This is a genomic window from Kitasatospora sp. NBC_01250 (assembly GCF_036226465.1).
In the GTDB taxonomy this organism is placed as follows: domain Bacteria; phylum Actinomycetota; class Actinomycetes; order Streptomycetales; family Streptomycetaceae; genus Kitasatospora.
On record NZ_CP108476.1, the window covers coordinates 920,990 to 936,178 of the forward strand.

Consider the following 15,189-nt stretch of genomic DNA (forward strand, 5'->3'; position numbering starts at 1 on the left):
GGCGATGACCGAGATCGTGGACGTGTACGACCTCACCCCCCTGCAAGAGGGCCTGCTCTTCCACGCACTGCGCGGTGAGGACCGCCCGGAGCACTCCAGCTACCTCAACCACCTGGAGTTCGACCTGCTCGGCCCGCTCGACCAGGCCGCCTTCCGGGCCGCCTGGCAGCAGGTGGTGGACCGCCACGACGCACTGCGCGCCGGCTTCCACTGGGCCGAGGCGGAGAACCCCGTCCAGGCGGTGCACGCCGGCGCGCCGCTGGTGCCGGTCGTGCACGACCTCAGCGCGCTGCCCGAGCAGCGCCGTGAGGCCGAACTGGCGCAGCACCTGGCGCAGTTGCGCGCCACCCCGCTCGACCTCGCCGCCCCGCCGCTGATGCGCCTGGCCCTCTTCACCCTGACGCCCGAGCACCACCGGGTGCTCTGGACCCACCACCACCTGGTGCTGGACGGCTGGAGCCTGGCCACGGTCTTCGCCGAGGCGATGAGCGCCTACCGGGCGCAGGTCACCGGCACCGCCTGGCAGCCGGGCGAGGCGGCCTCGTTCGGCGACCACCTGCGCTGGCTGCGCGGACGCGACCAGGCGGCGGACACCGCGTTCTGGAGCGCCGAACTGGCGGGCCTGGCCGGCCCCACCGCCCTGCCCCGCACACCGCTGAGCGGCCAGGACGGCTACGGACGGCACGCCGCGCAGCTGACCGCCGACGAGACGGCCGCCGTGCGCGAGCTGGCCACCGGCTGCGGCGTCACCCCGGCCGTCGTGCTGCGGGCCGCCACCGCGCTCGCGCTCAACCGCTACACCGGCTCGCGCGACGACCTGGTGTTCGGCACCACGGTGGCCGGCCGCCCGGCCGAGCTGGCCGGGGTGGAGTCGATGGTCGGGCTGTTCATCAACACCGTGCCGGTGCGGGTGCGGATCGACCGCCGCCGGAGTGTCCGGGAGTTCCTGGCCGATGAGATGGCGCGCACCGCCGCGCTCCAGGAGCGGCAGTACACGCCGCTGAGCACCGTGCAGCGGCTCGCGCGGGTCGAGGACCTGTTCGACACGCTGCTGGTGGTGGAGAACTTCCCGCTGGGCGAGGCGGTCAGGACCGAGTGGGGCGGCCTGCGCGTGGTCACCGGCGCCGCCGAGGAGCACACCCACTACTCGCTGACCCTCACCGCACTGCCCGGCGAGCGGCTACGGCTGGAGGCGGACTGGCGACGCGACCGGGTCGACGACCTGGTGGCCACCGGCCTGCTCGACCAGCTGCGCCACGTGCTGGCGGAGCTGGCCGCCGACCCGGACCGCCCGCTGGGCCGGCTCGCCCCGCTGCCCGCGCCCACCGCCGAGCTGCTGCGCGGCTGGGGCGGCGGCACGGCGGACCTCCCGCAGGCGCCGGCGCTGCCCGAGCAGATCGCGGCGCGGGCCGCGGCCGACCCCACGGCGGTGGCGGTGCGCGCGTCCGGTGTCCAGCTCGACTACGCGCACCTGGTCCGGGCGGCAGGCCGGCTGGCCACCGCGCTGCGCGAGCGCGGCATCGGCCCCGGCAACCTGGTCGGGGTGGCGCTGGAGCGCGGCGCACAGCTGCCGGTGGCGCTGCTGGCGGTGCTCACCGCCGGCGCCGGGTACGTCCCGCTCGACCCCGAACTGCCCGCCGCCCGCCGGGCCGCGCTCACCGCGGCGGCCGGGCTGACGGTGGTCCTCGGCCCGGCGGACGTCGACCTGTCGGAGGGAACGGACGCCCCCCTGCCCGCCGCCGGATCGCCCGACCACCCCGCCTACGTGGTCTTCACCTCCGGCTCCACCGGCACGCCCAAGGGCGTGGTCGTCACCCGGGGTTCGCTGGCCCGGCACAGCCGGCTGATCGGCGAGTGCTACGGGCTCGACCCCACCGACCGGGTGCTGCTCTTCTCCCAGCCCTCCTTCGACGTCGCCGCCGAGGAGATCTTCGCGACCCTGGCCGCCGGTGCCACCGTGGTGGTCCACCCGCCCGGGCGCACCGACACCATCGAGGAGTTCCGCGACCTGCTGGAGCGCGAGGGCGTGACGGTCGCCAACCTGCCCGCCGCCTACTGGCACACCTGGCAGCGCGAGGCCGAGGCCCCGGTCCCGAAGGCCCTGCGCCTGCTGGTGGTCGGCAACGAGAAGGTGTGGACCGCCGCGGCAGCCGCCTGGCGCACCCGCACCGACGCGCGGGTCGACCTGCTCAACGCCTACGGCATCACCGAGACCACCATCACCTCCACGCTCTACCGGCCCCCGGCGCAGCTGCCCGCCACCGAGGCGCTGCCGGTGGGGCGCCCGGTGCCCGGCACCACGGTGAGCCTGCTGGACACGCACGGCGAGCCGGTGCCGCCGGGGGTGCCGGGCGAGCTGCACCTCGGTGGCTCCGGCGTGGCGCTCGGCTACCTGGGCGACCCGGCCCGCACCGCCGAGCGCTTCGTGCCCGACCCGCGGACCGCGCGCCCCGGCGCCCGCTGCTACCGCAGCGGCGACCTGGGCCGCTGGCTGGCCGGCGGCGTGCTGGCGCTGGACGGGCGGGCCGACGAGCAGGTGCAGATCCGCGGGCACCGGGTCGAGCCGGGCGAGGTCGAGGCCGCGCTCTGCGCCCACCCGGCGATCGCCGCGGCGGCCGTGGTCGCCGTCCCCGGCCCGCACGGCACCCCGCTGCTGGTCGCCCACCTGGTGCCCGCCGACCCCGCCGGACCGCCGCCGCGCTTCGCGGAGCTGGCCGCCCACCTGGCCGAGCGGCTGCCGCGGGCGATGGTCCCCACCGCCTGGTCGCTGCTGCCCGCGCTGCCGCTGCTGCCCAGCGGCAAGGTCGACCGCCGGGCGCTGCCCGCGGTGCGCACGCCCGAGGGACCGCGCAGCGCACCGCGCGGCCCGGTGGAGAGCTGGCTGGCCGAGGTCTGGCAGACGGTGCTCAACGCGGCGGCGGCACCGGTGCGCGAGGACGACTTCTTCGCGCTGGGCGGCGACTCGCTGGCCGCCGTCCAGGTCACCGCGCGGGTGCGCCGGGCGCTCGGCAGCCAGGTGCCGGTCCGCCTGCTCTTCGACCGGCCGACCCTGGCCGGCTACGCCCGGGCCGTGCAGGCCACCGGGCAGCAGCAGGCCCCGGCACCGGCCCCGGCCGACCCGGCTCGGCGCGGCGAACTGGCGCCGGGCGAGGAGCGGTTGTGGTTCCTGCAGCAGATAGATCCGCAGGCGACCGGCTACCACCTGCCGGTGGCCTTCCGGCTGACCGGAGCGCTGGACGTGGCCGCACTCGGGCGCGCGATCACCGCCGTCTCGGCCCGCCACCCGGCGCTGCGCACGCGCTACCTGGAGCAGCCGGGCGGCCCGCTGGCGCAGGTGGACCCGGTCGCCGAGGAGGCCGCACCGGCCGTGGAGGCGGTCGCGGCAGCCGAGTTGACCGCCGTCCTGGCCGCCGAGGCCCGGCGCCCGTTCGACCTCGCGGTCGAGCACCCGGTGCGGTTCCGGCTGCTGCGGACGGCCGCGGACGACCATGTGCTCGCACTGACGGCCCATCACATCGCGGTCGACGGCTGGTCGCTGTCGCTGCTGCTGGCCGACCTCGCCACCGCCTACCGCGCGGCGCTGGACCCCGCAGCGGTGGCGCCCCCGAACCCGGCGCTCGACTTCCGCGACTTCGCGGTGGCCCAGCGCGACCGGCTGGCCGGTCCCGAGGCCGATCGGCTGCTCGCCTTCTGGCGCGACACCCTGGCGGGCGCCCCGCAGTTGCTCGCGCTGCCCACCGACAGGCCGCGTCCGCCGCTGCGCGGTGACGGCGCGGCCCGCCACTGCTTCACGCTGCCCGCCGAACTCGCCGAGCGGGTCAAGGCGGTGGCGACCGGCGCGGGCAGCACCCCGTTCGTGCTGCTGCTGGCCGTCTACCAGCTGCTGCTGCACCGCTACAGCGGACAGGACGACCTGCTGGTCGGCGTCCCCGTGGCCGGGCGGCTGACCGAGGAGGCCGAGGCGGTGTGCGGCAACTTCGTCAACACGCTCCCGCTGCGGGCCGCCTTCGCCCCCGGCGCCTCGTTCACCGACCTGCTCGGCCAGGTCCGGCACGCCGTGCTGGACGCCTTCGACCACCAGGAGCTGCCCTTCGACCGGATGGTGGACGCGCTGGCACCGCGCCGCGACCTGAGCCACCCGCCGCTGGTGCAGGCCCTGTTCGCGTTCCAGAACACCCCGGCGCCGGCCTTCGCGCTGCCCGGGGTGGCCTGTGCGCCGCTGCCCTCGGCACCGGGCGCGCAGCTGGACCTCTCGCTCGCGATGGCCGAGCAGCAGGGCACCCTGGCCGGGGTCTGGGAGTACAGCACCGAGCTGTTCGACGCCGAGACCGTGGCGGGCCTCTCCGAGGCCCTGCTGCTCCTGCTGACGGATGTGTGCGCCGACCCGGACGCCCCGCTGGAGCGGGCCCGGCTGCTCGACCGGGCCGCCCAGCAGCGGGTGGCGCGGCTGGCCACCGGGCCCGCCCCCCAGGCCGCGCCGGTCACCCTGACCGCGCTGCTGGCCGAGCGGGTGGCCGCCACGCCCGAGGCGCCCGCGCTGCTGGCCGACCACCCCGACGGTGGCACCCGGCAGCTGAGCTGGGCCGAACTGGACGCCTGGGCCGGGCGGATCGCCGCGGCGCTGCAGGCGGCCGGGATCGGCCGCGGCGACCTGGTGGGGGTGCACGCCCGGCGCGATGCGGCGCTGCCCGCCGCGCTGTGGGGGGTGCTCAGGGCGGGCGCCGGGTACGTGCCGCTCGACCCCGACCACCCCGAGGCCCGGCTCGCCGCCGTGGCCCGCGCGGCCGGGCTGCGCGTGGTGCTCACCCAGCAGGGGCTCCCCCGCCCCGAGCTGCCCGCGCACCCGCGGTGGATCGCGGCGGACGGCGAGCTGCCGGCCGAGGCCCCGGCGCCCGGCGCCCCCGACCCGGCGGACGCCGCCTACGTCCTGTTCACCTCCGGCTCGACCGGCATCCCCAAGGGCGTGGTGATCACCCACGCCAACGTCACCAGCTACCTGCGCTGGTTCCAGGCCGTGTTCCAGGGCACCGAGGCCGACCGTCTGCTGCTGCACACCGCCTACAGCTTCGACGTCTCGGTGCCCGAGCTCTTCGGCGGCCTGCTCGGCGGCGGCGCCACCGTGCTGCTCGACCCACGCCACCAGGCGGACGCCCGCGCCACCCTGGAGGTGGTCCGGCGGCACCGGGTCAGCTACCTGGGCGGGGTCCCCTCCTACCTGCGGCTGCTCGCCGACGACGGCACCCTCGGCGACTGCCCGTCGCTGCGGCTGATGGTCAGCTGCGGCGAGGGGTTGCCGGTGGAACTGGCCGCGTCGCTGCGGCGGCAGAGCGCGGCCCTGCTGGAGAACCAGTACGGACCCACCGAGACCACCGTCACCCTCACCGGCTGGCGCGACTGGGCCAACGCCCCCGGCGGCGGGCTCGCCCCGCTCGGTGTCGGGGCACCCGGCTGCGGGGTGCACGTGCTGGACCGGCAACTGCGCCCGGTGCCGCCCGGGGTGGCCGGCGAGATCCACCTGACAGGTCCGCACCTCGCCCGGGGCTACCTGGGCGACCCGGCCCGCACCGCGCGGGCCTTCCTGCCCGACCCGTTCAGCGGCGCGCCGGGCGCCCGGATGTACCGCTCGGGCGACCTCGGCCGGCAACGCCGGGACGGCACCGTGGAGTTCCTCGGCCGCATCGACCGGCAGACCAAACTGCGCGGCTTCCGCGTCGAGTTGGGCGACATCGAGGCCGCCCTGCGCGCCCACCCCGAGGTGCGGGCGGCGGCGGTGCTGCTCGACGGCGAGGGCGAGCACGCCCGGCTGGTCGGCTACGCGGCCCGCACGGACGGGGCGGGGGACCTCGCGCCCGCGAACCTGCACGCCTGGTGCGCCGAGCAGTTGCCCGGCTACCTGGTCCCCGCCGTGCTGCGGGTGCTCGACGAGCTGCCGCTCAACGCCAACGGCAAGGTCGACCACCGCGCCCTGGCCGCCCTGCACCCGCCCGCCGCGCAGGACACCGAGGCCGTCACCACTCCCCCCGAGGGTCCCACCGAGCAGGCAGTCGCGGCCAGTTGGGCCGAGCTGCTGGGCCGCCCGGTGCCCGGCCGGGACGAGGACTTCTTCGAACTCGGCGGCAACAGCCTGCTGGCGGCCCGCGCGGTCGCCCGGCTGCGGCGCGACCTGGGGGTGGAGCTGCCGGTCCGCACCGTCTTCACCTCCTCGACCGTGCGCACCCTGGCCGCGGCGGCCGACGAGGCGCTGCTGGCGACGCTCGACGAGAGCGAACTGACCCGCCTGCTGGCCGGCATCGACACCACAACAGCTGACACCACCACCGCTGCCACCACCACCGCTGGCACCACCACCGCAACCGACCACCGTGCGAAAGGCCCTGGCCATGACGGACACTGACCCCGGGGCCCAGGCGCCCTCCCTCGATCCGGAGCGCCGGGCCGCCGTGCTCGCGCTGCTCCACCAGCGCCGGGCCGCCGAACGGCGAGCGGCCGACGACACGATCCCCGTCCTGGTGCGCGACGGCCGGCCGAGCCCGGTCTCCTTCGCCCAGGCGCGGGTGCTCTTCCTGGAGGAGTTCGACCCGGACACCGCCCAGCACAACATGCCGCACGCCTTCACCCTGGACGGCCCGCTGGACGAGGCCGCGCTGCAGCGGGCGCTGGACGAGGTGTCGGCCCGGCACGAGGCGCTGCGCACCGCCTTCCCGCGCTCGAACGGGCAGTGGAGCCAACTGGTCACCCACCCGGCCCCGGTGCCGCTGCCGCAGGTGGACCTGTCCGGTCAGCCCGAGCAGGAGCGGGCCGCGATGGCCCGCGCGGTGCTCGCCGAGGAGGCGCAGCGGCCCTTCGACCTGGAGCGCGGCCCGCTCTTCCGGGCCCGGCTGATCCGGCTCGCCCAGGAGCAGGCGATCCTCTTCCTCGACTTCCACCACGCCGTCTGCGACGGCTGGTCGGTGGGCCGGGTGATGGCCGACCTGGCCGCCTGCTACCGGGCCTCGGTGGCCGGTGAGGGCGCGGCGGTGCTCGATCCGCTGCCGGTGCAGTACCGCGACTACGCCGCCTGGCAGCGCGAGCGGCTCGGCGAGCCGGAGCTGCGGCGCGGACTGGACTTCTGGCAGGCGCAGTTGACCGGCGTCCCGGCCCTGGAGCTGCCCACCGACCGGCCCCGGCCTCCGGTGCGCGGCCACCGGGGAGCACTGGTGACGGTGGAATGGCCGCGCGAGCTGCTGGACGGCCTGACGGCGCTGGCCCGGGAGTGCGAGGCCACCCTGTTCGCGGTGCTGCTGGCCGGCTACCAGTGCCTGCTGGCCCGCTCCGCCGGGCAGCACGACTTCGCCGTGGGCACCATGGTGGCCGGCCGCAACCGGCCCGAACTGGAGCCGACGGTGGGCCTGTTCGCCAACACCGTGGTGCTGCGCGCCGACCTGAGCGGGCAGCCCGCCTTCACCGAGCTGGTCCGCCGGGCGCGCGATGGCTCGCTCGCGGCCTGGGACCACCAGGAGGTCCCCTTCGAGCGGGTGGTCGACGCCCTGGACGTGCCGCGCGACCTGAGCCGGACCGCGCTCTTCCAGGCCATGCTGGTGCTCCAGAACACCCCGCCGGCCGCCTTCACCCTGCCGGGCCTGACGGTGGGCGCGGTCGAGCCGGACAGCCGCACCGCCAAGACCGACCTGACCCTGTACGTGACCGAGCCGGCCCCGGGCGGGAGCGAAGGCCTCACCGTGGCGGCCGAGTTCAGCTCCGACCTGTTCGAGTCGGCCTCGGTGCGCGCCCTGCTGGAGCGGCTGCGCACGCTGCTCGCCGCGGCCGTGGCCGCCCCGGACACCACGCTGGACGCCCTGCCGCTGCTCACCGCCGACCGGCTGGCGACCCTGATCGCCGCCCAGCAGGCCACCCCCATACCCGAGCTGACGGTGGATCAGCTCCTTCGGCGGCGGGCCGCCGAACGGCCCGACGCCCCGGCCGTCAGCGCCCCGGGTGCCGCCTCGCTGAGCTACGCCGAGCTGGACCGGGCCGCCGACCGGCTGGCGCACCACCTGGCCGCCCGTGGCGCGGGCCCCGGGCAGCTGGTCGGAGTGGCCCTGGAGCGCGGCACCGACCTGCCCGTCGCCCTGCTCGCCGTGCTGCGCACCGGCGCGGCCTACGTGCCGCTCGATCCCGACTACCCGGCCGCCCGGCTCGCGGTGATGACCGAGGACGCCGGCCTCGCGCTGACCGTCACCACCGGCAGGCTCGCCGCCCGCATCCCGGTCCCGCGCGAGGCGCTGGTGCTGCTGGACGAGCACGCCGCGGCGATCGCGGCCGGGCCCGCCGGACCGCTGCCGGAGGTCGCCTCGCCCGACCACACCGCGTACGTCATCTTCACCTCCGGCTCCACCGGACGCCCCAAGGGCGTGCGGATCGCCCACCGCTCGCTGGTGAACCTGCTCGGCTCGGCGGGCCAGCGCTGCGGGATCGGCGCGGGCGACACGCTGCTCGCGGTCACCTCGCTCTCCTTCGACATCGCCGGCCTCGAACTGTGGGCGCCGCTGGTCGCCGGCGGCCACCTGGTGGTCTGCGACCGCCAGTCCGCCGCCGCGGCCGACCAGTTGGCCAAGGTGCTGGCCGAGTACCGCCCCACCGTGATGCAGGCGACCCCGGCCACCTGGCGGCTGCTCACCGACGCCGGCTGGCCGGGCGATCCGGCGCTCACCGTGCTGTGCGGCGGCGAGCGGCTCCCGGAGGACCTGGGCCGCACGCTGCGCCCGCTGGTCAAGGCCCTGTGGAACATGTACGGACCCACCGAGACCACCATCTGGTCGGCCGCCGGGCCGGTGGAGTTCACCGAGGACGAGGACCGGGTGCCGATCGGGCCGCCGCTGGCCAACACCGACCTGCACGTGCTGGACCCGCGGCTCGTCCCGCAGCCGGACGGCGTGGCCGGCGAGGTGTGGATCGGCGGGGCGGGCCTGGCCGAGGCCTACCACGGCCGTCCCGCACTGACTGCCGACCGGTTCCGCCCGCACCCCTTCGCCGCCACCCCCGGCGCCCGGATCTACCGCACCGGCGACCTGGCCCGGCGCCGCCCCGACGGACGCCTGGACTTCCTCGGGCGGCTGGACGACCAGGTGAAGGTGCGCGGCTACCGGATCGAACTCGGCGACGTGGAGGCGGCGTTGGCCGCCCACCCGAAGGTCGCCCAGGCGGTGGCGGCGGTGCGCGCCACGGCGGCCGGCGAGCGGCTGGTCGGCTACCTGGTGGCCGCGCCCGGGACCGAGCCCACCGTCACCGAACTGCGGGCCCACCTCAAGGAGGTGCTGCCCGACTACATGGTGCCGGCGCTGTTCGCCACCGTCCCCGCCTTCCCGCTGACCCCCAACGGCAAGATCGACCGGCGCGCGCTGCCCGCCCCCGAGCAGGCCGCCACCGCCTCCGGCACCGTCTACCAGGAGCCCGAGGGCCCCGTCGAGCAGGCGCTGGCCGCGATCTGGCAGGAGCTGCTCAGCGTCGAGCGGGTCGGCCGCCAGGACGACTTCTTCGCGCTCGGCGGTGACTCGCTGCTGGTGGTCCGGATGGTCGGCGCCGCCGCCCAGCAGGAGATCCGGCTCACTGCCAAGCAGGCCTTCCAGCACAAGACGCTGGTCGAACTGGCCGCGGCGGCCGGTACGGTGAAGCTGCTGGCCCGCCAGGATGCGATCACCGGCCCCAGCCCGCTGCCGGTGGCCACCCACCAGTTCTTCGAGTCCGCTCCCCCGCGCCCCGACTACCACGCGCTGAGCTTCCTGCTGCGGGCCCGCGAGCCCCTGGACCCCGCGCTGCTCGACGAGGTGCTCGACCAGCTGGTCGGCCACCACGACACCCTGCGGCTGCGGCTGACCGAACAGGACGGCCGCCTCGGACTCACCCACGACCCGCACCGGCGCCGCCCGCTGGTCGAGCAGGTCGACCTCGCCGGGCTGGACGACGAGGCGGTCGAGCAGGAGATCCAGCGGCACACCGACCGGATGCAGACCCGCTTCACCATGACCGGCGGCGAGCTGTTCGGCGCCCTCCTCTTCGACCTGGGCCCCGGGCGCGACCAGCGGCTGCTGCTGGCCGGGCACTACCTGATCGCCGACGTGATCGGCTGGCAGATCCTGGCCGGCGACCTCGACGTGCTCTACCGCAGGCGCGCCCACGACGAGCCCTACCAGCTGCCCGCCAAGACCACCTCGCAGCACGAGTGGCTGGGCCGGCTGACCGAGTACGCCACCGGGCAGGCGGCCGCCGAGCGCGACTACTGGCTGGCGCCGGCCCGCTCCCGGGCCGTCCCGCTGCCCCAGGACCACCCCGAGGGCGACAACCGGGTGGCCGCCAACCGCGCGCTCTTCCTGACCCTGTCCACCGACCAGACCGAGGCGCTGCTGCGCCGCGCCAACAAGGCCGCCAAGCTGCCGCTGGACGCGATCCTGCTGTGGGCACTGGTGAGCGCGCTGGGCGAGTGGGCCGGCACCGAGACCCTGCCGGTCGACCTCTACGTGCCCGGCCGCGAGTCCCCCTGGGAGGACGTCGACCTGTCCCGGACGGTGGGCTGGCTCACCTACCGCTACCCGGTCTGGCTCGACCGGGCCCGCGCGCTGCCGCCCGCCGAGGCGGTGCGCGAGGTGTCCCGGCAGCTCAAGGCGGTGCCGCAGGGCGGCCTCGGCCATGGCGCGCTGCGCTACTTCGGCACCGACCGGGCCACCGCCGAGGCGCTGGCCGCGCAGCCCGTCCCCGAGCTGATGTTCAACTTCTTCGGCACCCCGGCCGGCGGGTTCCAGCTGTTCCAGCCGCTGGCCGGCGACTCCGGCCACTACCACGACACCGAGTCGCGCCGGATGCGCCTGCTCATGGTCAACGGTGCGGTGGCGCACGGGCGGCTGCGGCTGGAGTGGGAGTACAGCGCGGGACGGCACGAGGAGTCCACCATCCAACACCTGATCGACCGCTGCACCGCCCTGCTCGTCGAACTGACCGCGAACTGCCCGGAGAGCGACCGTGACTGACACCCCGTCCCCGACCAAGCGCCTGACCGGCTGGCCGGCCTTCCTGACCCTGTGGTCGGGCCAGACCGTCTCGGCGATCGGCTCCGGCATGTTCGCCTTCGCCGTGGGCCTGTGGGTCTACGAGCGCAGCCACTCGGCCACCCAGTTCGGCCTGATCATGGTCTTCGACCTGCTGCCGGGCCTGCTGCTGGCCCCCTACGTCGGCGTCCTGGTGGACCGGATCGACCGGCGCACCGCGATGATCGCCGGCAACGCCGGTGCGGCGCTGAGCAGCCTGGCCGTCCTGCTGCTGGTACACACCCACCACCCGGCGCTGTGGCCGCTCTACCCGGCGCTGGTGATCGGCTCGCTGGCCGGGATGGTCCAGGGCACCGCCTACGACGCGGCCCTCGCCCCGATGATCGACGAACGCCACCGCGGGCGCGCCAACGGCCTGGTCCAGGTCGGCCAGGCGGTGGCCGAGGTGCTCTCGCCGCTGCTCGCCGGCGCCCTGATGCTCACCGTCAAGGTCACCGGCGTGGTGCTGCTCGACCTCTTCTCCTTCCTGTTCGCGATCGTGACGCTGCTGCCGCTGCGGATCCCGACGGTGCTGGAGGAGGACGAGGAGGACGGCCCGGCCGGCGCCGAGGACACCTTCGCCTACGGCTGGCGGTTCATCCGGCAGCGCCCGGCCCTGCTCGGCCTGCTGCTGATGTTCGCGGCGCTGAACTTCGCGGTGGGCCTGGCGGCGGTCGCGGTGACCCCCTGGGTGCTCTCCTTCGCGGGGCCCGGCTCGCTGGGCGCGGTGCTGACCGCGGGCGGCGCCGGGATGCTCGTCGGCGGGGTGCTGATGACCGCCTGGGGCGGCACCCGGCGCCGGGTGCACGCGCTGCTCGGCGGCCTGCTGCTGGAGGGGCTGTGCATAGCGCTGCAGGGAGTGCACCCCACGGCCGTGCTGGTCGGGGCCGGCCTGTTCGGCTTCTACCTCTTCCTGCCGGTGGTCAACGCCTCCTCCTCGGCGATCTGGCAGGGCCGGGTACCGCCCGGCGCCCAGGGCCGGGTCTTCGCGGTGCGCCGGATGGTGGCCCAGATCACCGCCCCGCTGGCCTACTTCACCGCCGGCCCGCTGATCGACCTGGCCTTCCGGCACCTGCTCACCCCCGGCAGCTGGGCGCACCACGTGTTCCCGATGCTGGGCACCGGCTCCGGGCGCGGCATCGGCGTGCTCTTCCTGTTCATGGGCGCGGCCGTGGTGGTGATCGCCCTGCTCGGCCTGGCCAGCCCGGGGCTGCGCTCGGTGGAGCAGCCCGAGAGCCCGGCCGAGGCCCCGGAGCCGGTACCGGCCGTCTGACCCCCGTCCCACACCCCTCTTCGCACTTCCCAACCTCTGGAGGACTGTCATGAGCGACCAGACCCGCTACCTGGTGGTGGCCAACGACGAGGAGCAGTACTCGATCTGGGCGGCCGACCGGGAGCTGCCGCTCGGCTGGTACGACAAGGGCTTCGCCGGCACCGAGCAGGAGTGCCTGGACCACATCGAGCAGGTGTGGACCGACCTGCGCCCGCTGAGCCTGCGCCGGGCGATGGCCGCCGCCCAGGGCGACTGAGCAACAGCGGCGGCTGAGCAACAGCGCCGCACGGCAGGGCCCGCCCCCGTCCCCGGGGCGGGCCCTGCCGTGCCGTGTCGTGTCGTGCAGTGTCGTGCGGGGCGGTGCACCAGCGGGGTGCCGGTCAGACTCCGCGGGCGGGCGCGCTCTCGGCCAGCTCCGCGCCCGCCGCCCGGGCGAAGGCCCCGATCGTGCCCAGGACCCGGTAGCGGGCCTGCCCCGCCACCCGGTCCACCGCCACCAGCGACCGGTCCACCAGCCGGTTGACCACCGCCGGCAGGTCGGCGGCCGGGACCGGCACGCCGGCGCAGCGGAGCATCACCTCGCGGTAGCTGACCGGCTCGCGCTGCTCGGCCAGCCGCGCCAGCACCGCCCGTTCGTCGGCGCTCAGCCGAGCGAAGCTCCACTCCAGGCAGGCGCGCAGCGTGCGGTGGTGGCGCGGTCCGCCGCGCCGGACCATGGTGAGCAGCATGAACGGATCGTCCAGGCCGGCCACCAACTCCTCGATCGGCATGGTGCGCAGGCAGGCCGCGGCGAGTTCCAGGGCCAGCGCGAGCCCGTCCAGCAGGCGGCACAGCTGGGCGACGGCGGTGGCGTTCGCCGCCCCCAGGCGGAACCCGCAGGCGTCCTCGGCCCGGCGGCAGAAGAGCGCGACCGAGTCGATCCGGGCGAGCTGCTCGACGGAGTGGGCCTCGGCGGGCGGCAGCGCGAGCGGCTCGACCTGATGGATCGCCTCGCCCACCACGCCCAGCGGTTCGCGCGAGGTCACCAGCACCCGCACCCACGGGCAGCGCGCCGCCAGCCGTTCGGCCAGCGCCGCCGCGGCCTCGGCCACCGGATCGGCGTCGTCCAGCACCAGCAGGGTGGGACCCTCCCGGAACAGCGCCGCCAGCCGCTCCTCCACGGTGGCGCCCGGGAGGCCGGGCGGGCCGCAGACGGCGATCAGCCGCTCGCGCAGCGCCGCGTCGTCGTGGCAGTCGGCGAGCGCCACCACCAGCACCCGCTGCCCGGCACCCTGACCCACCGTCGCCGCGTAACGCAGTGCGAGCGCGGACTTGCCACAGCCCGGGGCGCCGACGACGGTGGTCAGCTGCCGGCGGCCGCAGAGCGCGGCGAGCCGGCCGAGGTCGTGCTGACGGCCGATCAACTCCGGCAGCCCAGCCGGTGATCCGCTCCACCGGTGGCCGCGCTCGCGCGCCCGCTCGCCACCGGTCCGCGCCTGCGGGGCCTGCGCCTCGGGGGCCCGCAGCACCTGCCGGTGGGCCCGGCGCAGCTCCTCGCCCGGCGAGATGCCCAACTCGTCGCGGAGCCGGCGGCGGATCGCCTCGAAGCGGCCCAGTGCCGCGGCGGTGTCCCCGGCGCCGGCCAGGGCCAGCACGAGACGGGCGTGCAGCGCCTCGTGCAGCGGGGCGAGCCGGGCCAGCGGCTCCAGTGTGTCGGCGACCTCGCGGGCTCGCAGCAGCGGCAGCCCGAGGTCGGCCAGCGCGAGGGCGGCGGTGAAGCGCAGCCGGGAGAGGCGGGCCAGCGGCTCGGCCTCGGGCCCGGCGGCCACGCAGTCGGCCGGGCCCTGGCCGCGCCAGAGCGCGAGCGCGTCCCAGTACCGGTCGAAGGCCTCCGCGTACCAGCCCTCACCGGCCAACGAGGCCGCCTGGCGTACCAGTTGCTCGAATCTGAAGGCGTCGACGCGCTCCTCGGGTATCCGCAGGGTGTAACTGGTGCCGGAGGAGACGATCAGGCAGGACGGCCGCCGGGAGGGGCGCTGGGGTTCCAGCAGTCGGCGCAGCCGTGCCACGTAGGTCTGTACGATGTTCACTGCACTGGCCGGCGGTCGGCCTTCCCACAACGCCTCGATCAGCGAGGCTCGTTGGACCGGGCGATTGGCCTGCACGGCGAGCAGGGCGAGTAATCTGCTCTGCTGTGGCGAGCCGAGCGGGAGCGCCGCGCTCCCGCGCCGGACGGACAGCGGACCGAGCACGGCGAAACTGAGTTGTGGTTCGACAGAGGTCGGGTATGGCATGTCCATGAAGCTGCTCCTGGCGCGCGAATCCCCGGCGAGCGCGAGCATCGTGTGCGTACTCGGCGGGATGTGGTGGAGGCCTGGGTGGGGCTGGAACAGGGCGGTGAAGACCCTGTGGATTTCGTGGGTCCGGCGGTAGGGCGTCATTAGCGTACTGCCCGGGATAACACACGAAAGCTCGTTCCTGGCCACCGCTGGAATCCGCGTATGTCCCGCCATAGGTGACCATTCTCCGGGCCCGGAGGAATACCGCCGGGCCATCACCGAAGAACAGCGCCCCAAACGCCGCGCAAACTCCGCGTCAACAAATGGCGCGAATCGGCGTTTCGGTTCATGGCGATTTGATGACAATGGTGAGTCCATGACAATCACGGACCGGTGAACTCGGCCACCCCGCCCAGGTCACCCAGGCCGCCGCACGGAGCCGCTCGTCGCACGGCACGGTGACCGCCCCGCCCTGGGCCGGCGGCCTGAATACGGCACCGGGGCCCGCGGGAATTGCCCGGACCGGACCATTTCGACGGCTTATTCCGACCCCGGCCGGACACCGCCGGCTGCCCCCCGGGGGCAGGCCGCGGGGATCCCG

Annotated in this window: 5 protein-coding genes; 4 read left to right on the forward strand and 1 reads right to left on the reverse strand. The window is 75.7% G+C overall.

Annotated features, from left to right (window positions below; genetic code table 11):
• Window positions 1–4: 4 nt before the first annotated feature.
• The 4 genes from OG500_RS04230 to OG500_RS04245 are packed head-to-tail and all read left to right on the forward strand — an operon-like array spanning window position 5 to window position 12,586.
• Entirely contained in the window at window positions 5–6,394 is a 6,390-nt protein-coding gene (locus tag OG500_RS04230; RefSeq protein ID WP_329576678.1) for a non-ribosomal peptide synthetase, read from the forward strand.
• On the forward strand, window positions 6,381–11,000 hold the full coding sequence (locus OG500_RS04235; protein WP_329576681.1) for a non-ribosomal peptide synthetase: 4,620 nt from the start codon (window positions 6,381–6,383) through the stop codon (window positions 10,998–11,000). The genes OG500_RS04230 and OG500_RS04235 overlap by 14 nt, the downstream gene beginning before the upstream one ends.
• Window positions 10,993–12,330 carry an MFS transporter gene (locus tag OG500_RS04240; RefSeq protein WP_327064991.1) on the forward strand — a complete coding sequence of 446 codons (1,338 nt, stop codon included), beginning with the start codon at window positions 10,993–10,995 and terminating at the stop codon, window positions 12,328–12,330. Before OG500_RS04235 ends, OG500_RS04240 begins: the two co-directional genes overlap by 8 nt.
• Window positions 12,331–12,379: 49 nt before the next feature.
• On the forward strand, window positions 12,380–12,586 hold the full coding sequence (locus OG500_RS04245; protein ID WP_327064992.1) for an MbtH family protein: 207 nt from the start codon (window positions 12,380–12,382) through the stop codon (window positions 12,584–12,586).
• A gap of 124 nt (window positions 12,587–12,710) precedes the next feature.
• Here OG500_RS04245 and OG500_RS04250 read toward each other — a convergent pair whose 3' ends face one another.
• Window positions 12,711–14,966 carry an AfsR/SARP family transcriptional regulator gene (locus OG500_RS04250; protein WP_329587408.1) on the reverse strand — a complete coding sequence of 752 codons (2,256 nt, stop codon included), beginning with the start codon at window positions 14,964–14,966 and terminating at the stop codon, window positions 12,711–12,713.
• Between the last annotated feature and the right edge of the window lie 223 nt (window positions 14,967–15,189).